Raw genomic sequence first — 20,265 nt, forward strand, 5'->3', positions numbered from 1 at the left:
GCCCCATCTGTATATGTACCTGAGATCTTCAATGCACAGCACACGCTGACACATTTTCTTCCTTCGGTGAACCATGCGGATGCTGGTTGCTCTCCAGATTTTTGTTATATAAGTTACAGTCCTTTTGCCTGAGAGATTCCGGGGTCGTTGCTCCTTCGGCGAGTCTAAATACTAGACTACTCTCCTGTAATCATCCGATTTAAGCACAGATTGTGCCAGTTTTCCAATATAGACCTTGGTGATATTGTTATCTATTTTTATCACTTTATTTTAAGCTTTATTCCAACACCATAAGCCCTTTATATGTTTGTGGTCCAACAGGGTTTATGAATTTTGTGATGGAAAATGCCAAGGCAACAGGTTGGGAAGATAAATAACCACATCAGGAACACTTTGCAGCACAAACAACGCATACTGAACACGATCAGGCATTTACCATTAAGGTATTAGGTTTAGACCGGAAAATTCAGCTGCAGCCTCACCAAAGTGCAACCAGAGCCCTACTTGAGCATAGTTTTGACGTGCCCATATCTTGCGAACAAGGCATTTGTGGTACATGTTTAACACGGGTGATTCAGGAACATTAGAGCATCACGAGTATTTATGACGCCCGAAGAACATGCCATGAATGATCATTTTACCCCTTGCTGCTCATGGTCAAAAAACCAAACACTGGTGATTGAGCTTTGAACCAAATCATCATGGTCTATTCTATGCTTTGACCAAAGTCATACACTCATGATGATCTTCTAAAATAGCTCGCACGGTTTCTCCTAAAATATTGACGCAACTGTGTTCACGCATCAAATCTTCGGCTCGCCCTGCCTGACGATTCATCAGTGCATCATAAATCGAACAATGCTGTAAATGCGCATAATGCAAGCGGTGATATTCAGATAAAGCCCGTTGCTGGTCATAAACGATCGCTTGGTTAGATGCCAAGGGTAACTGATTGTTTTTGCTTAGCGCCTGTCTTAACGCAAGGTTATTTGCACCTTGAAGAATGGTTTCATGAAAAATCAGATTATAATGATGATAGCGTTCTAACTCTAAATCGCCAAATTCGGTTTTATCGGCAAAAAGCTGATCAATTTCTTTGATACAGTGGAGTAAGCTGTCCTTTTGCTGCTCCGTCAACCCCTGCTCTGCCACGGTTTTAGCAGCAAGTCCCTCTAAAACTCCACGAACCTGTAAAGCATCTGTGACTAATTTTTCCGAAATTTCCCGAACAATATAACCTCTGGTCGGGCTTTTAATAAGTAAACCTTCTTGTTCCAGCAACCGAAATGCAATACGAATAGGCTGTCGGGAAACGCCAAGACGTTCAGCAGTGGGGATTTCTGCAATCCGATGACCACCTTCCAACTCGCCTGTAATAATCATTTTTCTGAGTTTAAGTAGAACTTGTTGTCCTGATGACATTGCAAATCACTTTTTTTAAATCCAGTTTTTATGCTACCTATCCCTGTAATCCGATGCAACTCTCGCGGTAAAAATACATCTAGAACATATGATTACTTTTTGCTATTTCAGATTACTCACCATAATTTCCAGATTGTTCCGAATCAGCATCGCCAGATTCATATCAACCCCGACTAACATTTTTTGTTCTAATGCTTCAACCACTTGGTTGCATTCTGATAATTTTGCATAACCTGCATCCGTCAACTGTATCAATATTCTACGACCATGCGTGGGGTCGGCATGGCGTTCAATCCAGCCTAAAGACAACAAATCCTGTAAAATTTTATTGGCAGATTGCGGTTTAATAAAAGAGCGTTCTGCGAGCTTGGCGTTAGATAGCGAGCCTTTTGCAGCCAATACAGACAGTGCGGTGTATTGCGGTAATGATATTTGTAGTGGTTTTAAAGTTTCGTTGAGCCTTTTACTAATCACTCGATCAATACGAGCGATCATGTAACTTAATTTGGGTTGTGATGTGAGAGATGTTGTTTGAAGCTTGTCCATATTTTTACACAAAAAAAAGTATGACCTATTTAGATCATACTTCTCTAAATAAATGTCAGGTTGTTTTATAAGTGACAGTCGGCGTTATTTTGGGTTTACGCACCAACATTAACGCTGAAATTGCGGCGATAAAAATCACTGGAATACTTGCACCAATCACAATGGTTGAACTACTGCCGATTGAAAGTAACATTCCAGCAAATAAAGGACCGACAAATGACCCGATGCGCCCTACAGCGACTGCCGTTCCCACGCCCGTTCCTCGCATTTCAGTTGGATAAAACAGCGCTGCCAAAGCATACAAGACTGCCTGCCCACCAACGATAAATATACCACATCCAACTGCTGCGACAACCAATAACGCCACGGTTGGTGAGATTGCAAGACAACAGAGTGCCACCAAAATTCCGATATAAATAAATTTCACCACGAGGCTCATGCGTAGCCGATCTAGCAACATTCCCATCATGATTGAACCTACAATACCGCCAAGGTTATAGCCCATTTGTACGTAATTTGCCTGTATTTTAGATAAGCCTTGAGCCCCCATCAGCAATGGCAACCAGTTCAACAGCAGATATAAAACAACCAAGGTACAAAAGAAGCTTAGCCAGATTTGCAATGTATGAAAACGGCGTTCTTTGGCAAAAATTACCTCTAAAAATGGGGTTGTCGAAGAAGTAACATGGCTTTTTATATAAGCCTTGGACTCTGGTAAAAATTTTAAAAGTAATGGAATTAACAATACTGGCGCTAACCCGCCAATATAGAAAATATGTCGCCATTCAGTATCCCCTGTCAAAGCCATGGCAACAAAGGACGTCATCATGCCTCCAAAGGGTATACCGCTATACATAATACTGACCGCAAGACCTTTTTGATGATCAGGCACAGCTTCCGATGCCAGTGTAATCATCATCGGTAGCGCACCGCCCATGCCCAGTCCCGTACAAAACCGAATGAGCAACAACATGTTATAGTCACTGGCAAATGCAGTTAAAACTGACATCACACCAAACAGTAAAATACTAAAGATTAAAACTTTTTTCCGCCCAATTTTATCTGCCAGACGTCCCCCCAGAACAGCGCCTGGTAAGGTACCCAATGTTGCAGCACTAAAGGCCCATGCCATGTGTGCATTATCCAATAAAAACTCTGCCCGCATTCGGGGTGCGGCAACCCCCATCGACTGAAGGTCGAAACCTTCAAAAATTGCGATTGCAAAACAGAGCAATAAGGTAATCTTGACCTGCCCTGAATGCATGACTGCTTGATTCATAGTCTTTTCCTTGTTCCTATCGATTGATCTATCCATTCAATCCTTTTTTATTCATGCTTATAAAAACACGACTTAAAAAATATCAGCTAAACTGATTTAAAATGCAATGATTTTATTTAAACAAAAATTGTATAAATAATTTTTAATTAAAATTTCAAATACTTATTTAAATTTTCAAAAAAGAATGAAAAAAGACTTGAATGTAAGTTTAACTGATATTAAATTAATTAAAACGACCGAATTTTGTCATTCACAAGGAGTAAGACGATGACATATCAAAACCGCTGGAAAACTGTTGATGTTCAAGTTGAAGCAGGGATTGCATGGGTGACGTTTAACCGCCCTGAAAAGAAAAATGCCATGAGCCCAACACTCAACAGAGAAATGATTGATGTTCTTGAAACACTCGAACTCGATGCAAATGCAAAGGTTTTGGTCTTAACTGGCGCTGGTGACTCATGGACTGCTGGCATGGACTTGAAAGAATACTTCCGTGAAGTTGATGAACAGCCTGAAATTTTTCAGGAACGAATTCGTCGGGACTCGTGTCGTTGGCAATGGCAACTGTTACGCATGTATTCAAAACCGACTATCGCGATGGTCAATGGCTGGTGTTTTGGCGGTGGTTTCTCTCCTCTTGTAGCATGTGATTTAGCCATTTCAGCCGATGAGGCAACCTTTGGCTTGTCTGAAATCAACTGGGGAATTCCACCGGGCAATTTAGTCAGCAAAGCGATGGCTGACACGGTTGGTCATCGTACTGCCTTGTATTACATCATGACGGGAAAAACCTTTAGCGGTAAAGAAGCTGAAGCAATGGGACTTATCAACAAAAGCGTTCCATTAGCTGAACTTAAAGCTGAAGTCACTGAACTTGCCAATATCTTGCTTGAGAAAAACCCTGTGGTAATGCGTACTGCAAAAAATGGCTTTAAACGCTGCCGTGAACTGACATGGGATCAAAACGAAGATTATTTATATGCCAAATTAGACCAATGTATTCAACGTGATACAGAAAATGGCCGTCAAGAAGGCATGAAACAGTTCTTAGATGAAAAATCCATTAAACCGGGTTTACAAAGCTACAAACGTACAGGCTAATGGAATAGCACTTTATTTTGGTAAGGATACCCTCATGCAACATGTACAATTACTCATTGGTGGTCAATCGCTAGATGCATCAGATCAAAATACCTTTGAACGGATCAGCCCCGTCGATGGTCAGGTCGCAACCGTTGCAGCGGCTGCAACCTTAGCCGATGTAGATCATGCCATCGAATCAGCACAACAGGCATTTAAGATCTGGTCAAAACTTTCCCCGACTGAACGGCGTTTACGCTTGCTCAAAGCGGCTGATCTTATGGATCAAAATACTGAACGCTTTATCGAAGTGGGAATGCGCGAAACAGGTTCAACTGCAACATGGTATGGGTTTAATGTGTATCTTGCTGCCAATATGTTGCGTGAAGCGGCTGCCATGACCACACAAATCGACGGCAGCCTGATTCCTTCCGATGTTCCAGGTAATCTTGCGATGGGGGTTCGTGTACCCTGCGGTGTGGTGGTGGGAATGGCACCGTGGAATGCACCCATCATTTTAGCCACACGCGCCTTAGCCATGCCGCTTGCCTGTGGTAACACCGTCGTCCTAAAAGCCTCAGAAGCCTGCCCTGCCACGCATCGACTCATTGGTGAAATTTTAAATCAGGCGGGTTTGGGCGATGGTGTGGTCAACATCATTACGCATGCTGCTCAAGATGCACCAAAAATTGTCGAGCGTTTGGTCGCACATCCTGCGGTAAAACGCGTTAATTTCACAGGTTCAACCAAAGTTGGAAAAATTATTGCAGAAACGGCTGCCCAATATTTAAAACCAGTATTACTCGAACTCGGTGGTAAAGCACCCGTTATTATTTTAAACGATGCAAATTTGGATGAAGCTGTAAATGCCGTAGCCTTCGGTGCATTTTTTAATCAAGGACAAATCTGTATGTCCACTGAACGAGTTCTGGTTCAAGACCAGATCGCAGAGCAATTCATTGCCAAACTGATTGAAAAAACACGGTCTATTCAGGCAGGTAATCCTTTTCACACCCAATATGCGTTAGGCGTTTTGGAAAGTACTCGTGCTGCGTCACGTATTCAACATTTGCTTGAAGATGCTCAAAACAAAGGAGCAGATTTACCGCTCGGAATTCAAATCCAAGAAACGACCATGCAACCAACGGTGGTACTCAATATTCAACCTGACATGTTACTGTACCGTGAAGAGTCGTTTGGCCCAGTCTGTACCGTACAGCGCTTTAACACCGTTGAAGAAGGTATCGCTTTAGCCAATGACAGTGAATTTGGACTCTCTTCGGCTGTGTTTAGCCAAGACCTTGCACTGGCGCTAGATGTTGCAAAACAGATTGATTCAGGGATTTGCCATATTAATGGTGCAACGGTACACGACGAAGCACAAATGCCTTTTGGCGGAACAAAATCGAGCGGTTATGGCCGTTTTGGTAGTAAAGCTTCGGTCTCAGAATTTACCGAATTACGCTGGATCACCATTCAGACTCAGCCACGCCACTACCCCCTTTAACCCATCATTCAGTCAGATATAAACAATAAATATTGCATGAGGCAATACAAAAAATGTGCGGTGATGCACCACTTTCCAAGGAGTGAAAGCAATGCAAATTAAGGCGACCCAAACACAAGACCGCGAAAGATATGTGAAATTAGGGCGGCATGAAATTGATTATGCCTATCGTGGCGATGTGTTATACATCAATCCACGAGAAAAATTGAAAAATTATCCGCAAAAATTAACGGATCGTTTAATTCATTTTGCACAAACCCAACCTGATCATATCTTTGCGGCAAAACGTAATTTACAAGGTGAATGGGTCAAACTCAGCTACGCTGAAACATTACAACGTGCATGGCATATTGCACAGGCATTGCATCATCGTAACTTGAGTCAGCAACGCCCCTTGGTGATTCTTTCGGGAAATGACCTAGAGCACTTGGTTTTGTCGATGGCAGCGATGTTGGCAGGCGTGCCATTTTCGGCTGTTTCCCCTGCCTATTCACTCATTTCCAAAGATTTTGGCAAGCTCAAACATGTGTTTGAAGTCCTCACCCCAGGCCTTGTTTTTGCCAATGAGGGTCAGGTATTTGCAGCAGCTATTGAAGCTTGTGCTGGTTCTGATATTGAAATTGTGACCAATACGGGCATTGTGGGTAGTCAAACCTGTACATCGTTTCAGTCTTTGCTAGACACTCCTGTAACCGATGTACAAAGCTATTATCAGACTTTAGATGAAAACCAGATTGCCAAGTTTTTGTTCACATCGGGTTCAACTAAACTCCCTAAAGCAGTCCCGACAACCCACCTAATGCTGTGTGTCAATCAGCAAATGCTGTTACAGACGTTCCCCGAATTTGAAGAAACGCCACCCGTACTTTTAGACTGGCTTTCTTGGCATCACACCTTTGGTGGCAGCCACAATGTCGGTATTGCACTTTACAATGGCGGTACCATTTACATTGACGATGGCAAGCCTGTTGCAGGAAAATTTGATGAAACCATTCAGAACCTCAAAGAAATTTCACCAACGGTTTACTTAAACGTCCCTAAAGGCTGGGAAGAACTAACCAATGCCTTAGAGCAAGATGCACAACTGCGAGATCGTTTCTTTGCCAAAGTCAAAATTTTATTCTTTGCAGGTGCAGCCCTATCTGAAGCAGGATGGAACCGCCTTGATCGAATTGCACAACAGCATTGTGGCGAAAAAATCCGAATCATGAGTGGACTCGGCATGACTGAAACTGCACCTTCTTGTGCCTTTACCACAGGGCCACGAGTCATGGCGGGGTTCATTGGCTACCCTGCGCCAGGCTGTGAAATCAAACTGGTTCCGCATGGTGACAAACTCGAATTTTGTGTTCGTGGCAAACATGTCATGAAAGGCTACTGGCGTTTAAAAGAAGACCAAAACAGCACCATCTTTGATGATGAAGGCTTTTTCCATACGGGCGATGCAGTACGTCTGGTCGATGCACAAGACCCAACCCAAGGCTTGATGTATGACGGGCGCATTGCCGAAGATTTTAAACTCAACACAGGGACATTCGTCAATGTTGGTACTTTGCGGAATAAAGTGCTGATTCAGGGGAATTTACTGATACAAGACGTGTGTATTACTGGTTCTAATCTTGATGCGATTGGTTTGCTCATTTTTCCTAAACTCGATGCCTGCGCACACTATGCCGATCTTTCCATTTCTGAGCATAGCCCGAAAGAAATTTTGGAAAACCCAAAAATTCAGCAATGGTTCCGTCAATTTCTCGTTGGCTTTAATAAAGATGCAACGGGCAGTTCAAACACGGCTTCAATGTTGTATTTAATGGTCGAACCACCGCAACTCGATACAGGTGAAATCACCGACAAAGGCAATCTAAATCAGGGCAATATTGTGAAACGACGTGCGGATCTTATCCAGACGTTATATCAGAAACAAAGTGATAACCCATTGATTATTCGTATTCCGATCATCAAAAACTAACAGATAGATAAAACAAAAAACTCAATTTTTTAATTTGGGTTTTCTTGGACTTTGCCAAAAATTAAAGGTCAGATATGCAAAACGAAAGCGAATTTGAACTGTTCCGAGACAATTATCGACGGTTCTTAAATGAACATGTTGCTCCCTATTATGAACAATGGGAAGAACAAGGTTTTATGCCACGCGAACTCTGGAACACACTTGGGGAAAATGGTTTTTTGTGTGTAGATGTCCCCGAAGAATATGGTGGCTATGGCGCACCTGTTGAATATTCATTGATGCTGGTACAGGAAACCGCGCAGGCAGGTTTTACAGCATTGGCCGTTGCGATTGGTGGACAAAACGAACTGGTATCACCCTATTTACAAAACATCGGCACCGAACAACAAAAGCAATATTGGCTTCCCAAAATGGTTACAGGCGAAGTGGTCACTGCCATTGCCATGACCGAAGCCAATGCAGGTTCAGACTTACAAGCCATCTGCACCCAAGCCATTTTAGAAGGTGATGACTATGTGATTGATGGCTCAAAGACCTTTATTTCAAATGGTTTACACGCTGACCTAATCGTACTGGTGGCTAAAACTGATCCGCAGGCACGAGCCAAAGGCATTTCAATCCTCTTGGTCGATGCTCACCTAGATGGCGTAACCAAAGGTCGTTCACTCAAAAAAATTGGACTGCATGCGCAGGACACGGCTGAACTATTTTTCGATCAAGTTCGAGTCCCTGTCACTCAGCGTCTAGGTGAAGAAGGCAAAGGCTTTGCCTATCTGATGCAGGAACTACCTCGTGAACGGCTTAGTATTTCAAAAATGGCGCTCGGTTCTATTTTTGGTGCCATTCAACTCACCACAGACTACATTTTACAGCGCAAGGCTTTTGGGCAACTGCTCAGCCAAATGCAAAACACCCGCTTTGTCATTGCCAATGCGCAAATTAAAGCCAAAGCAGCACAGGCATTTGTCGAGCAATGTGTAACGCTTTATCGCGATAACCAACTCAGTGTCAGCCATGTTGCGGCATTAAAATGCTTTATTACCGATACCCAATGTGAGGTGATTGACCAATTACTCCAGCTTTTTGGTGGTTATGGCTATATGCAGGAGTACCCGATTTCACGCTTTTTTGTCGATGCGCGCGTCCAAAAAATTTATGGAGGAACCAACGAAATTATGAAGGAGATTGTTGCAAGAGAAATTTTAGGGAAATAAATCCATTCAGTTGATCAAAATAAAATCAAATGAATGAAGTTAAAACAATAATCTAGATACTGCTTATCATTCATCTGACGCAACACAGGGAATGTTGCATCATGTTTATCGGGTTGTCACTAAAATAACCTCAAACCTAGGGAAAGGATTGAGCATGGTCGTGCCATTCTAAAATTTAGAATCACGTCCTCATTTTAGCCTACAACATCAACGACTGATGAAATGTCAGCAGATTCTCATTTTTCAGGATGAAAAATAATGTACAAACCATGGATCTACTCAACACTAATACTCTCTAGCTCTGCATTTGCTGGAGATTTTATCGACAAAACCACAATTGAACTCACCACACGAAATTATTATTTTGATCGGGATTTTCAGGAACAATCTGCTTATCCCGCAGCAAAAGACTGGACACAAGGTTTTATTTTCAAGGCAAACTCGGGCTATACCGAAGGAACCATTGGCTTTGGTGTTGATGTTTTAGCAACAGCAGGCTTTAAACTCAGTGCCGATGCAAAATATGCAGGTACAGGCAACTTACCTCGTGACCCTGTGACCAATAAACCGGCAGATTCTTACGGTGAAATCGGCGTAACAGGGAAAGTAAAAGTCAGCCAAACTGAAATGAGAGTGGGTACATTACTGCCAATGACGCCTGTGCTGGTCGCATCCCCTGCGCGCTTGCTACCACAAACCTATCGAGGCGTTTCATTAGATTCAAAAGACATTCAGGATCTAAACATTCAGGCAGCTTATATTAATCAGGTCAACCAGCGCGATTCAACCAACTATGAAAATATGCGGATTTCTGGGGTCAATGGTCGCTTTAAATCGGCTGAAACCAATGGGCTGTATTATGTAGGTGGCTACTATCAGTTGATGCCTCCTGTCAAGCTGACTGCCTTTTATATGAGTGTCAACAACCTCTATCAACAAACGATGGTGGGTGCAAGCTATCTATATAAATTTTCAGATCAAACCAGTCTGAACTCTCAGCTACGGTATTATCGCAGCCGAAAAGACGGTCAGGCAAAAGCAGGACTTGTAGATAACGACTTATACCATTCAAATTTTGAACTTAAACACCAAAACCATAAATTTATATTCAGTACGTTTCATCATTTTGGCAGCACCGCATTTCCGTATTTGACAGGGGGCGAAACAGGTTTACTAATCGATACATGGCCAGCAGAATTTTTAAATCCGAAAGAAAAAGTCTATAGCTTCCGCTATGAATACGATTTTAAAAACTATGTTCCAGGGTTACGTTTTATGACCCGCTACACGATGGGACGTGATATTTATGCACCCAACTTAGGTGGCACACACATGAAAGAACACGAAACCGATTTTGATATCGGCTATACCATTCAAACAGGCTGGTTAAAAAATTTGGGACTCCGTGCGCGTTATGCCATGTATGACAACAATATGTCAGCCAAAGCCAATATTAAACCTGCCAATGAAACTCGTATTAATATTGACTACACATGGAAATTTAAATAACGCTTGGCTAACAAGATCATGGACAAAACTGCTATGGATATTTTAAACAACTTACCCCCAATTCACCATTTACTTGGCGGTCATGATATTCAGTGGAATGCCGACACCTGCGAACTTGGAATTCGCTATTTGGCGCTGGAAAGCTTTACCAATCCACGTGGCACCATTGAAGGCGGCATGATCTGTGCCATGCTAGATGATGTCATGGGGTTGTTTTCAGTCCTTGCCAATCAGGGTAAAGCGGCAACAACCATTAACCTCAATACCGACTTTTTTCGTCCATGCCATGTAGGAGAAGTGATCACCAAATGCCGTTTTATTAAACAAGGCAATACCGTGTTAAATATTGAAAGTACTGCATGGCAACAGCAAAAACTCATTGCACGAAGTACTGCCAACTTTATGGTATTGCCTCACTCAACCCCTGAGGTTATCCATTCAACGAAACAATCTGGCACGGAATAAGTGTATCTTCATCATATAAATACACTGCACATAGTCGATGATAACCATCGGCTATGATTAAACGTCGCAGTTTCGTATCCCGCACCAATAACAAAGGCGATAACGACTTATTTTGGTTAATTTTGCTCAGATCATGCGCCACATGATAATTATGTTCATCAAGTAATGGTAACTGTGCTGCACGTAATAAATCTTTAGATTTAAATGTCACCACTTTGGCATCTTGCAAATCCGCAGTCAGTTTCTTGACGCTATCGCTGTCCAAAATAAGATTCAAATACGAAGCCGCAGCAGGATAATCATGATCCTCTGGCTTATTCAACCACTGTACTGCTGGTTTATCGGCTTTTTTACTGCTGTTATTATTACTGTCCATTTTTAAACCACCTATTTTCTGCCTGTTATATGTTCATGATATAACCATACTGCTTTTTACAGTTAAAGTTACATTCAATTTCTTTTAAAATGGATTGCTCTTGGATTTCAATTTTCTCATCCAAATCTCAGGCAAACGCGCACGGCACTTTGCCTATTCAAAAGTCCCTAAGCGTTCCCTGACTGTCCTTGCGCCAGTTTTTGTTGCATTTTAACTTCAGGTACCATTCTTGCCTGTTTCATGCTACTCAGAAAAATATCTGAATCAGAATATTGTATGCTCAATCTATCATCCTGATGTATAACATTTTTAATCACATCATTCATACATCGGACAAAAATCATAAACTGAAGGCCAACCCTTCAAAAGTGCTTCTTTACGATTTTTTATATGCGTCTTGTTTTTTTTATACGGCAATAAAAAAGGCAGTATGTTGAAATACTGCCTTGCTTTTTAGCGTTTAAATTAGATTTGAGACTGGATGTAATTTTGAAGTCCCATTAACTCGATTAAACGGATCTGTTTTTCTAGCCAATAAGTATGGTCTTCTTCAGTGTCAGCCAATTGCTTGCGCAACATATCACGGCTAATAAAGTCACCTTTTTCTTCACACAACTTAATGCCTTGCGCTAATTTTTCACGCACATGATATTCAAGTGCCAAATCCGCTTTTAAACAGCTCACAACATCCGTACCGACTTCAATGTCTTCACGGTTCATATTTGGTGTGCCTTCAAGGAACAATACACGACGAATAATCGCATCGGCATGGGCTGCTTCTTCTTGCATTTCATGATCAATACGTTCGTAGATTTTACTGAGTCCCCAATCTTCATACATACGAGAATGAATCAGATATTGATCACGAGCAGCCAGTTCGCCACCGATCAACATATTGAGATAGTCAATGACCTCTGGATTACCACGCATAATTCTTCTCCTGTTTCTGATGGGATTATTATGCTGTTTTTTTGACTGTTTTGCAAAAATTATATTTTATTAAGTACATGATTTTTATCAAATTAAAATGAGAAACATACCCATTAGCAATTAAGTTTTGTGGCTTTTTTAAATAAAAAAGAAGCCTTTAAGTAAATTTAAAGGCTTCCGTATACATCAATTTAACTCAAAAAAGGAGCTAAATGGATTTGTAACCAAACATATTGGGTAGCATTAAATGGCTTGTCCATAGTCAGCCATCAATGCAATAAACGCCTCTTCAGAAATGACGCTAATACCCAATTTTTCAGCTTTTTCCAGTTTAGAGCCTGCTTTTTCGCCAGCAACAACACACTTAGTTTTACTTGAAACACTACCACTGACTCGTGCGCCTAATGCCTGTAACATTTGTGTCGCCTGATCTCGGGTTAAATGTGCCAATGTACCTGTAAGCACCCAGCTTTCACCATTGAGTGGCTGACGTGTTGGAGCTGTTGGTGCATCCCAATGAATCCCTGCTGCCCGTAACCGATCAACCACTTCAATGTTATGTGTCGCCTGGAAGAAGTCCACAATCCATTCTGCGGTAATATCCCCAACATCAGGCGTTTTTTTCAAATCATCCATATTGGCCTGACGCAAGGCATCTAGGGTTTGGAAGGTCGTGGCTAACATCCGTGCTGTGGTTTCACCCACGCCACGAATTCCCAACGCATAAATAAAACGTGCAAATGTGGTTTTTTTGCTGCCCTCAATGGCATCAATCAGGTTTTGAACCGATTTTTCACCCATTTTTTCAATACCGAGCAAAGTTTCTCGATGCTGATGCAATTGGTAAATATCAGAAACATCATTCAATAAGTTCAAATGTAATAAAGATTCAGCCCACCGATCACCCAAACCTTCAATGTCCATGGCTTTACGTGAAACAAAATGACGAATCGCCTCGATACGTTGCGCTGCGCAATACAAACCACCCGAACAACGTGCCAAAGCTTCCCCTTCTGGCATCACCACAGGCGAATCACAGACAGGGCATTTTTCTGGTAAATAAACTTGTATCGCGTCTTGAGGACGAACTGCTGCCCAGACCCGTTCCACTTTAGGAATTACATCGCCACTACGATAAATACTGACCTGATCTTTAATATGAATATCTAAACGGTGAATTTCACCAATGTTGTGTAGCGTGACATTCGATACGGTTACACCACCTACCGATACAGGTTTTAAACGTGCAACAGGGGTTAAAATGCCAGTACGTCCCACTTGCCAGTCAATATTTTCAACTGTGGTCAACGCAATTTCTGCAGGAAACTTATATGCCGTTGCCCAACGCGGTTCACGACTTAAAAATCCGAGCTGTTGCTGCTGTTTTAAGTCATCAACCTTTATCACCATGCCATCAATTTCAACCGATAAGTCAGGACGTTGTTGCTGAATCAATTCATATTTTTGTTGTACTTCTTGAATCGATTTACACAAGAACTGACGTTCAGCAATTTCAAAACCCAGTTTTGTCAGCCAGTGTAAACTGTCATGCATGGTCGTCAAACCATGATTTGGCTCACATTGGGCAATTCCATACGCATAAAACGCCAAAGGACGTGATGCTGCAATTTCAGGGTCTAACTGTCTTAAACTTCCTGCGGCAGCATTACGCGGATTGGCAAAAGTTTTTTCGCCCTTGGTTTCTTGTTCTGCATTTAAACGCTCAAAGCCTGATTTTGGAATCAGGACTTCACCACGAACTTCAAGCAATGCAGGTATTTCGATTTGATCGCTTAATAAAACTTTTGGCAAATTACGAATCGTTTTCACATTTTGAGTAATGTCTTCGCCTGTTTCACCATCACCACGGGTCACACCACGAACCAAAACGCCATTTTCATACCACAGTGAAATCGCCAGACCATCTAGTTTTAATTCAACATCATATTGTACCGCCTGATTAGGCAAGCGTTCCTCAACACGGCGGGCAAAGGCAAATAAATCTTCCTGATTAAACACATTCCCCAAGGACAGCATCGGGACAGCATGGGTCACTGTTTCAAACTTTGACAAGGCCTTGCCACCTACTCGCTGCGTCGGTGTATCCTGTTGCACCAAGTCGGGATGCTGCTGTTCTAAGGCTTTGAGTTGATGAAAAAGTTGGTCATATTCGCTATCGGCAATGCTAGGCTGATCCATGACATAATAGGCATGGTTGTGCTTTGCAATGATTTGAATCAGTTGTCGCATTTGTGCCACAACAGCCTTTGTTTCCACCATAATCAATTTCGCCATATAAAAAGGCGGATCTGCTCCGCCCTAGATGTTTAAACAATCAAATTTTTAAAAATTAAGCCGATGCTGCCTGTGATTTATAGTCAATCACCTGATGGCGCCAATGTTCTTTTAACTGTTGCGTAAGTTCACAGTTATTTTCATCAAACACTTTACCGTCAATATCTCGCGCAATTAAGCCTGCAATACTCACCATCATGTCAAAGCCAGTTTGTGCATGCGGTGTAGGCAATGCCAAGAAGAACGACAAACCTTGCACTTGTTCAGCAGACAAGGTTTCAAGGTCAAAACCTGAAGGTCCTTCATCGGTCATACGCAACACAGAAAACATCAGCGGACTTGGCTCTTCAGTTTTTTCATAACGATGAAAACAAGAAAGCTCACCAAAACGTAAACCGTATTTAAGCAACACTTTCAGCGCTTTATCACCAGATAAAACTTTACGCGGGTTCGGAAATACGTTTAAAGCAATAATGTATTCGGCATTGGATAATGCACTTTCATCATCGTAGCGTTGCTGTTCGTGTAAATGAATATCCAGAATTGAACTTTCATCTTCAAACGCTGCAATTTCTGCTGTTTCAATTTCGGGGTTTAAACGCAGCTCAGGCGCTGGTTTGACCGAAGCAGTTGCTTCTGCATCTTTGGCAACATCTTCCTGAGATGCTTCTGCTGTATCTGCCGCTGATACTGTTTCAACCTGTTCAGCGGCAGGTTGCTCTGCACTTGCTGGTTGTGCTTCAGTTGCAACTGGTATTGCCACATCTTTAGCCAAAGGTTCAGCAGTGCTGAGCATTTCGGCTTTGTCTTTATCTTGATCTACATCTTCAACATGTGGCTTCGCTTGTTCTACCACAGACTCAGGTTCTTGCTGAACCTGAATCAGTTGATCCCGAACAAACCGTGGAATAACTGGCTGATTCGTTTCAGGGTTAATATGTAATTCTGATTCTAATGACGGTACATATTCTTTTGGCTTTCTAAATAATAAAACGATACCAAATACAATAATGATCACCGCGACAACAATACCCGCAATGGTCGAGATTTCCATCTTATGACTCCGCTACTAACCCGTATTCTTTCGCTTCTTCTAAATTCACAGTGACAAGTTTCGATGCACCCGGTTCAGGCATGGTTACACCTAGTAAATCGGTTGCCATCGTCATTGCAAGCTTATTATGTGTAATGTAAATGAATTGCACCTGTTCTGAAAGTTCTTTTACCAAATTACAGAACCGTTGCACATTGGCATCATCCAAAGGAGCATCCACCTCATCTAAAACACAAAATGGCGCAGGATTCAAACGGAAAATTGCAAAAACTAATGCCAATGCAGTCAGTGCTTTTTCTCCACCTGATAAAAGTGCCAATGAACTGTTACGTTTACCCGGTGGTCGCGCCATGAGTTTCACACCAGATTGCCAGTCATCTTCTAAACTTAAACTGGCTTCGCCACCATTAAACACTTTTGGAAATAAGTCTTTTAATTCAGCATTGATCTGGTCAAATGTGGTCATAAACAGTTTTTTGGTTTCTTGGTCAATACTCTTCATTGCCTGTTGCAATTGTTCAACGGTATTTTCCAAATCCTGCATTTGATGTGTCAATTCTGCATGGCGTGCCGAAATATCCTGATACTCTTCCGAGGCAGCCAAGTTCACCGCGCCCAGTTTGGCAAATTTTTGTTGGGCAGTCTGTAAGCGTTGCTGATGCTGTGCCAGATCAATTTGAACCTCTGGCAATTTTTTTGCCTCCAGTTCAGCCAATTGTGCGGTGTAATGCTCTAAATCAGACTTTGCCGCTTGCCAAGCCAGTCGTTTTTGTTCAAGTTCAGCGCGTAATTGCTCATCTTGCTGTTGGTATTCATGACGTTTTGAGGTGAACTGCTGCTGACGCTCTTGCACACTATTTAACTCAGCTTGCCACTGGCTCCACTGTTGCTCAAGTTTTTCGGTCAATTGTGTTTGTGTGTCTAACTGGCTCGATAAATGCGGTAATTCAAGCTGAATAGGATCTACAAAATTTTGAGCCAGCCCAATTTGCTGCTGTAGCTGTTGCTGCTGCGTCGTGAAAAAGCTTTGGTCTTTTTGCAACAACTCAATTTTCTGATTCACCTGTGACAACTGCTGACGGTTTTCATCTAAATGCTGTTGGCTAAATTGTTGCTTTTCTTGCTGCGCCATCACATGAATTTCAAGCGTTTCAACTTTGGTTTGCAACTGTTTATGTTCAGGTAACCACTGATCTAGCTTTAACTGCGCTGCATGCAGATCAATTTCCAGATCATCTTTTTGCATGGCATCTTCTTCAAGCTGCTCGGCAAGTTGTTGTAATTGCTGTGTCAGTTGTTGCTGCTGTACAGCAAATGCCTGATGGGTACTTTGCGTTTTCACAATTTGAACATCAAGCTGCTGTTGCTGTTGCTGCTGTTCTTTCAACTGTTGTTTTAATTGTTGCTGTTGCTGCTGACAAAGGTGTAGCTCTCGTTCGCAATCCGAAATTTGCTGAACAAACTGCGTTAATTGCTGCTGTAGCGGTATTAATTCTTGTACAATTTCATCCAGACGAACCTGATGGCTTAATGCGCCTTGTGCTGCCTGACTGCTTTCGTCATAGAGCAGGCCGACTACCCAATCCTGCCCAACGTGGTAACCATCCAAAGTTAAAATACTTTGCCCTGTTGCCAACTCGGCTTGTAGCGCCAAAGCATAGTCCAGACTCGGTGCAATCGCCACATGTTGCCACAGTGAAAGTTGTGGTTCAGCAATCCATGTTGCCAAACTCGGCAGTCCAACGACTTCATTATTTATCGTTGTCGATGCGACTTTGACCTGTCGTGCCTGTGCAGTCTGAAATGACATGGAGGATTCCAGCATGGCGGCCGAAAGCCATTTCGCCAAGAATTTTTCCACCAGTTCCGCATGTGGTTTGCCCTGCGGGTCAAGCTGTAATACTTGCAATAACTGTAAAATCGGCTGCCGATCTGTTGGCAACTGCTGCGCCATAAGCTGTTGTAAATTCTTTTGCTCACGCTGCAAAATTTGAATCTGTGACTGAACTTCGGTACGTTGCTGCTGCATTTCAAGCAACTGCTGTTGCTTAATCTCTCGCTGTACCTCAGAGTCAGCCAGTTGTTGTTCAATTTGGCTTAACTGTTGCTGCCCTTGTTGTTGATGTTGCAACAAATCCTGAATCTGCTCATCTTCAACCTGTGTATTCACCTGTTGCTGCTGTGCCTGCAAAGTTTCTTTTTGATGTTCCAGACGTAACAGATTTTTCTGTAATTGCTCTGTTTGTGACAATAAATTGGCATGTTTCTGACGCTGTTGTTCAACCTGCACTCTCATTTTTTCAAATGCTTGTTGTGCTTGTTGATATTGAACTTTTAAATCGCCACTTTGTTGCAAATCTTGCTGATTTTCAGATTCATATTGCTGAACTTGCTGTTGCAATTGTTCCTGTTGCTCTAGCAGATCATCCAACTGAATTTCGATCAGTTGCAGACGTTCTTTATTGTGTTGTTTCTGCTCAATAAACTGGGTCAATTGACCACTGTTTTGCTGTAACAAGGCTTGTTTTTGTTGCAGCATCATCTCTAATTCAGCACGTTTTTTCTCGGCAGTTTGCCACTCAAGCTGTAATGGCGAAGACTGCTGAATCAGGCGTTGAAACAAATCATTGGTTGAAGTTAAATCGTGTTCAAGCGTGGTGAGTTCAGAACGAACCAACTTAAACTGTTCACCCAAAGTGTCCATCTGCACATGATATTCCTGCTGCAACTGGGTGCTTTGCTGGCATTGAAAAGACAAAATTTCAACTTTTAACGTATAGATTTGGGTTTCGAGTTCTTTATACTGAATTGCAGTTTCAGCTTGGCGTTTAAGCGTTTTTAATTGTCCATTCAGTTCATGTGCAATGTCTTCTAAACGAGATAAATTTTGTGTGGTATGTTCCAAATGCTGCAAAGTTTCACGACGACGTGCCTGATAACGTGAAATTCCAGCCGCTTCTTCAATATAAACCCGCATATCTTCAGGCTTGGCATCGACCAGACGGTTAATCATGCCTTGTTCAATAATGGCATACGAACGTGGCCCAAGACCCGTACCTAAAAAAATGTCGGTAATATCACGGCGGCGGCAACGAGTACCATTTAAAAAATATTCAGACTTTCCTTCACGTGTGACCTGACGACGCACAGAAAGTTCATTATAGGCATTATAAGCACCGCCTAATTTTCCATAGGTGTTTTCAAAACGCAATTCAACACTGGCCACTCCCACAGGTTTACGTTTGGCCGTACCTGTAAAAATAACATCCTGCATATTGCCACCACGTAACTGACGAGCATTTGACTCGCCCATCACCCAACGTACAGCATCGATGACATTGGATTTTCCACAGCCATTTGGCCCCACAATCGCACTACGATTGGCTTTAAAATGTAAAGTAGTACTATCGGCAAAAGATTTAAAGCCTGAAAGTTTTAAACTGCTTAAACGCATAATGTCCTAACTGAGTGAACCACAAGTCGCATTGTTTTCTTCAACCCAACCTCAAATCGAGGTTCTGATTTTCTTTAAACGACGTGTAAGAAATTGCTTAAAAACACAAGCCGCAAGTGTCGGTAAAAAACGAACATAAATAAAGTAGCTTGTTGCAATTTTCGGCTCAAAATATAAACAGTTGTTCGACTTCATCCATGCTAGAACAAATTCATAGGCATTTTCTTATCATTTTAATGCTTATTCATCGCTCTCAATATCGCCCTAGAAACCAAATATTCTTGGCCCTTTAACACCTATACAATACACATTTATTTAAAACTCAGGTCAAAAGTGCTTGGGCTTTTTGAAGCATCATGTCGTTTTGTCCAAGTTCTACAAAGTTTAAAATTTGCCATTTTTGTGTTTGTACAGCCTGTTTCGCAACCGTTTTTACCCACGGTGCATAAACGCGTATTGCCCGTTTCCCTTCCACTTCATTCTTGGTAAAAATACCTCTTTCCTCAAGTTGTGCTTGATCAAATATAAAATATCCTTTTCGATTTTCATCAAAATTCGCAATGATGACACCATCAATTCCATCGTTCACTGAAAAAGGTGCAATATCCGAAGTTGGCGTCTCTCTTTTCCAAAGCGTGATAAATTGTCCAACTTTGGTGGGTGTTATTTTCGCCTGTCTAAAAATATACTTTTTATGATGATACTCAAATATTAAGCCGTGATATTCTTTTGCACCACGATCAATGCAAATATTATGAACCCCTCCAAACCCAAGCGCCTCGATGATCTGATTCAAAAATATTTTAAATGCATCAAAACCACTCTCAGATAATTCATTGTCAATTTTATTTAAATTTTTCATTCTAACCTTTATAAAAAATCATGATCTTTTCTAATGAAACATCCTCTGATCAAAATAACTTCCCATATTACATCATAAAATATAAAGCATTTTTATATCGCAGATGATCAGGCATGTACCAACTTTCGCACCGAAAATTTGGCAGCTATCAATAAAAAACTATGTCCAATTTCATAAGGAATTTATTATTTTTCCATCAAAACTACAATTTCAAAATATTTTATCTTTACATATTATATAGTTAAATAATATTGTTATTCAAATGTATATATTCAACGAATTGTAGTGTTTTTTTTGTACCAT

General features: G+C 41.7%; 15 protein-coding genes, 1 pseudogene and 1 riboswitch. Of the genes and pseudogenes, 7 read left to right on the plus strand and 9 right to left on the minus strand.

Annotated features, from left to right (window positions below):
* Positions 1-106 precede the first annotated feature (106 nt).
* Positions 107-197: riboswitch (glycine riboswitch) on the minus strand.
* Between the two features lie 93 nt (positions 198-290).
* A pseudogene (locus tag ABDV70_RS03415) lies at positions 291-690 on the plus strand (iron-sulfur cluster-binding domain-containing protein); the annotation flags it as partial.
* 21 nt (positions 691-711) lie between these two features.
* On the opposite strand, the gene ABDV70_RS03420 reads toward ABDV70_RS03415, so the two are convergent.
* The 3 genes from ABDV70_RS03420 to mhpT form a co-directional block, all read right to left on the minus strand.
* Positions 712-1,422 carry a GntR family transcriptional regulator gene (locus ABDV70_RS03420; RefSeq protein WP_343595412.1) on the minus strand — a complete coding sequence of 237 codons (711 nt, stop codon included), beginning with the start codon at positions 1,420-1,422 and terminating at the stop codon, positions 712-714.
* Positions 1,423-1,524: 102 nt separating this feature from the next.
* Complete coding sequence (locus tag ABDV70_RS03425; RefSeq protein ID WP_343595414.1) at positions 1,525-1,968, minus strand: MarR family transcriptional regulator; 444 nt, start codon at positions 1,966-1,968, stop codon at positions 1,525-1,527.
* 55 nt (positions 1,969-2,023) lie between these two features.
* Positions 2,024-3,247 carry a 3-(3-hydroxy-phenyl)propionate transporter MhpT gene (gene mhpT / locus ABDV70_RS03430; RefSeq protein ID WP_343595416.1) on the minus strand — a complete coding sequence of 408 codons (1,224 nt, stop codon included), beginning with the start codon at positions 3,245-3,247 and terminating at the stop codon, positions 2,024-2,026.
* 267 nt (positions 3,248-3,514) lie between these two features.
* Here mhpT and ABDV70_RS03435 point away from each other — a divergent pair, with 267 nt between their 5' ends.
* From ABDV70_RS03435 to ABDV70_RS03460, 6 genes are all read left to right on the plus strand, one after another.
* Positions 3,515-4,348, plus strand: coding sequence for a p-hydroxycinnamoyl CoA hydratase/lyase (locus ABDV70_RS03435; RefSeq protein ID WP_343595417.1), 834 nt, complete (start codon positions 3,515-3,517; stop codon positions 4,346-4,348).
* Between the two features lie 34 nt (positions 4,349-4,382).
* Entirely contained in the window at positions 4,383-5,834 is a 1,452-nt protein-coding gene (locus ABDV70_RS03440) for an aldehyde dehydrogenase (RefSeq protein ID WP_343595418.1), read from the plus strand.
* Positions 5,835-5,916: 82 nt separating this feature from the next.
* Positions 5,917-7,803 carry a feruloyl-CoA synthase gene (locus tag ABDV70_RS03445; protein WP_343595419.1) on the plus strand — a complete coding sequence of 629 codons (1,887 nt, stop codon included), beginning with the start codon at positions 5,917-5,919 and terminating at the stop codon, positions 7,801-7,803.
* Between the two features lie 74 nt (positions 7,804-7,877).
* Positions 7,878-9,017 carry an acyl-CoA dehydrogenase family protein gene (locus ABDV70_RS03450; protein WP_343595420.1) on the plus strand — a complete coding sequence of 380 codons (1,140 nt, stop codon included), beginning with the start codon at positions 7,878-7,880 and terminating at the stop codon, positions 9,015-9,017.
* A gap of 258 nt (positions 9,018-9,275) precedes the next feature.
* The gene (locus tag ABDV70_RS03455; protein ID WP_343595422.1) at positions 9,276-10,526 is read left to right on the plus strand and encodes an OprD family porin; all 1,251 of its coding nucleotides are present in this window, start codon (positions 9,276-9,278) and stop codon (positions 10,524-10,526) included.
* 33 nt (positions 10,527-10,559) lie between these two features.
* Entirely contained in the window at positions 10,560-10,991 is a 432-nt protein-coding gene (locus ABDV70_RS03460; protein ID WP_343595492.1) for a PaaI family thioesterase, read from the plus strand.
* On the opposite strand, the gene ABDV70_RS03465 is transcribed toward ABDV70_RS03460, so the two are convergent.
* From ABDV70_RS03465 to ABDV70_RS03490, 6 genes are all read right to left on the minus strand, one after another.
* Positions 10,957-11,367: a hypothetical protein gene (locus ABDV70_RS03465; RefSeq protein ID WP_343595423.1), complete on the minus strand. Its 411-nt coding sequence runs from the start codon at positions 11,365-11,367 to the stop codon at positions 10,957-10,959. The genes ABDV70_RS03460 and ABDV70_RS03465 overlap by 35 nt on opposite strands.
* 465 nt (positions 11,368-11,832) lie before the next feature.
* On the minus strand, positions 11,833-12,297 hold the full coding sequence (gene bfr, locus ABDV70_RS03470) for a bacterioferritin (RefSeq protein WP_343595424.1): 465 nt from the start codon (positions 12,295-12,297) through the stop codon (positions 11,833-11,835).
* 243 nt (positions 12,298-12,540) lie between these two features.
* Complete coding sequence (gene ligA, locus ABDV70_RS03475; RefSeq protein WP_343595494.1) at positions 12,541-14,574, minus strand: NAD-dependent DNA ligase LigA; 2,034 nt, start codon at positions 14,572-14,574, stop codon at positions 12,541-12,543.
* A gap of 73 nt (positions 14,575-14,647) precedes the next feature.
* Complete coding sequence (locus ABDV70_RS03480) at positions 14,648-15,646, minus strand: cell division protein ZipA C-terminal FtsZ-binding domain-containing protein (RefSeq protein ID WP_343595425.1); 999 nt, start codon at positions 15,644-15,646, stop codon at positions 14,648-14,650.
* A gap of 1 nt (position 15,647) precedes the next feature.
* Positions 15,648-19,100, minus strand: a complete 3,453-nt coding sequence (smc, locus tag ABDV70_RS03485) for a chromosome segregation protein SMC (RefSeq protein WP_343595427.1) — start codon at positions 19,098-19,100, stop codon at positions 15,648-15,650.
* A gap of 322 nt (positions 19,101-19,422) precedes the next feature.
* Positions 19,423-19,962, minus strand: a complete 540-nt coding sequence (locus ABDV70_RS03490; protein WP_343595429.1) for a MepB family protein — start codon at positions 19,960-19,962, stop codon at positions 19,423-19,425.
* Positions 19,963-20,265: the final 303 nt, after the last annotated feature.

The organism is Acinetobacter sp. (assembly GCF_039596015.1).
Classification (GTDB): Bacteria; Pseudomonadota; Gammaproteobacteria; order Pseudomonadales; family Moraxellaceae; genus Acinetobacter.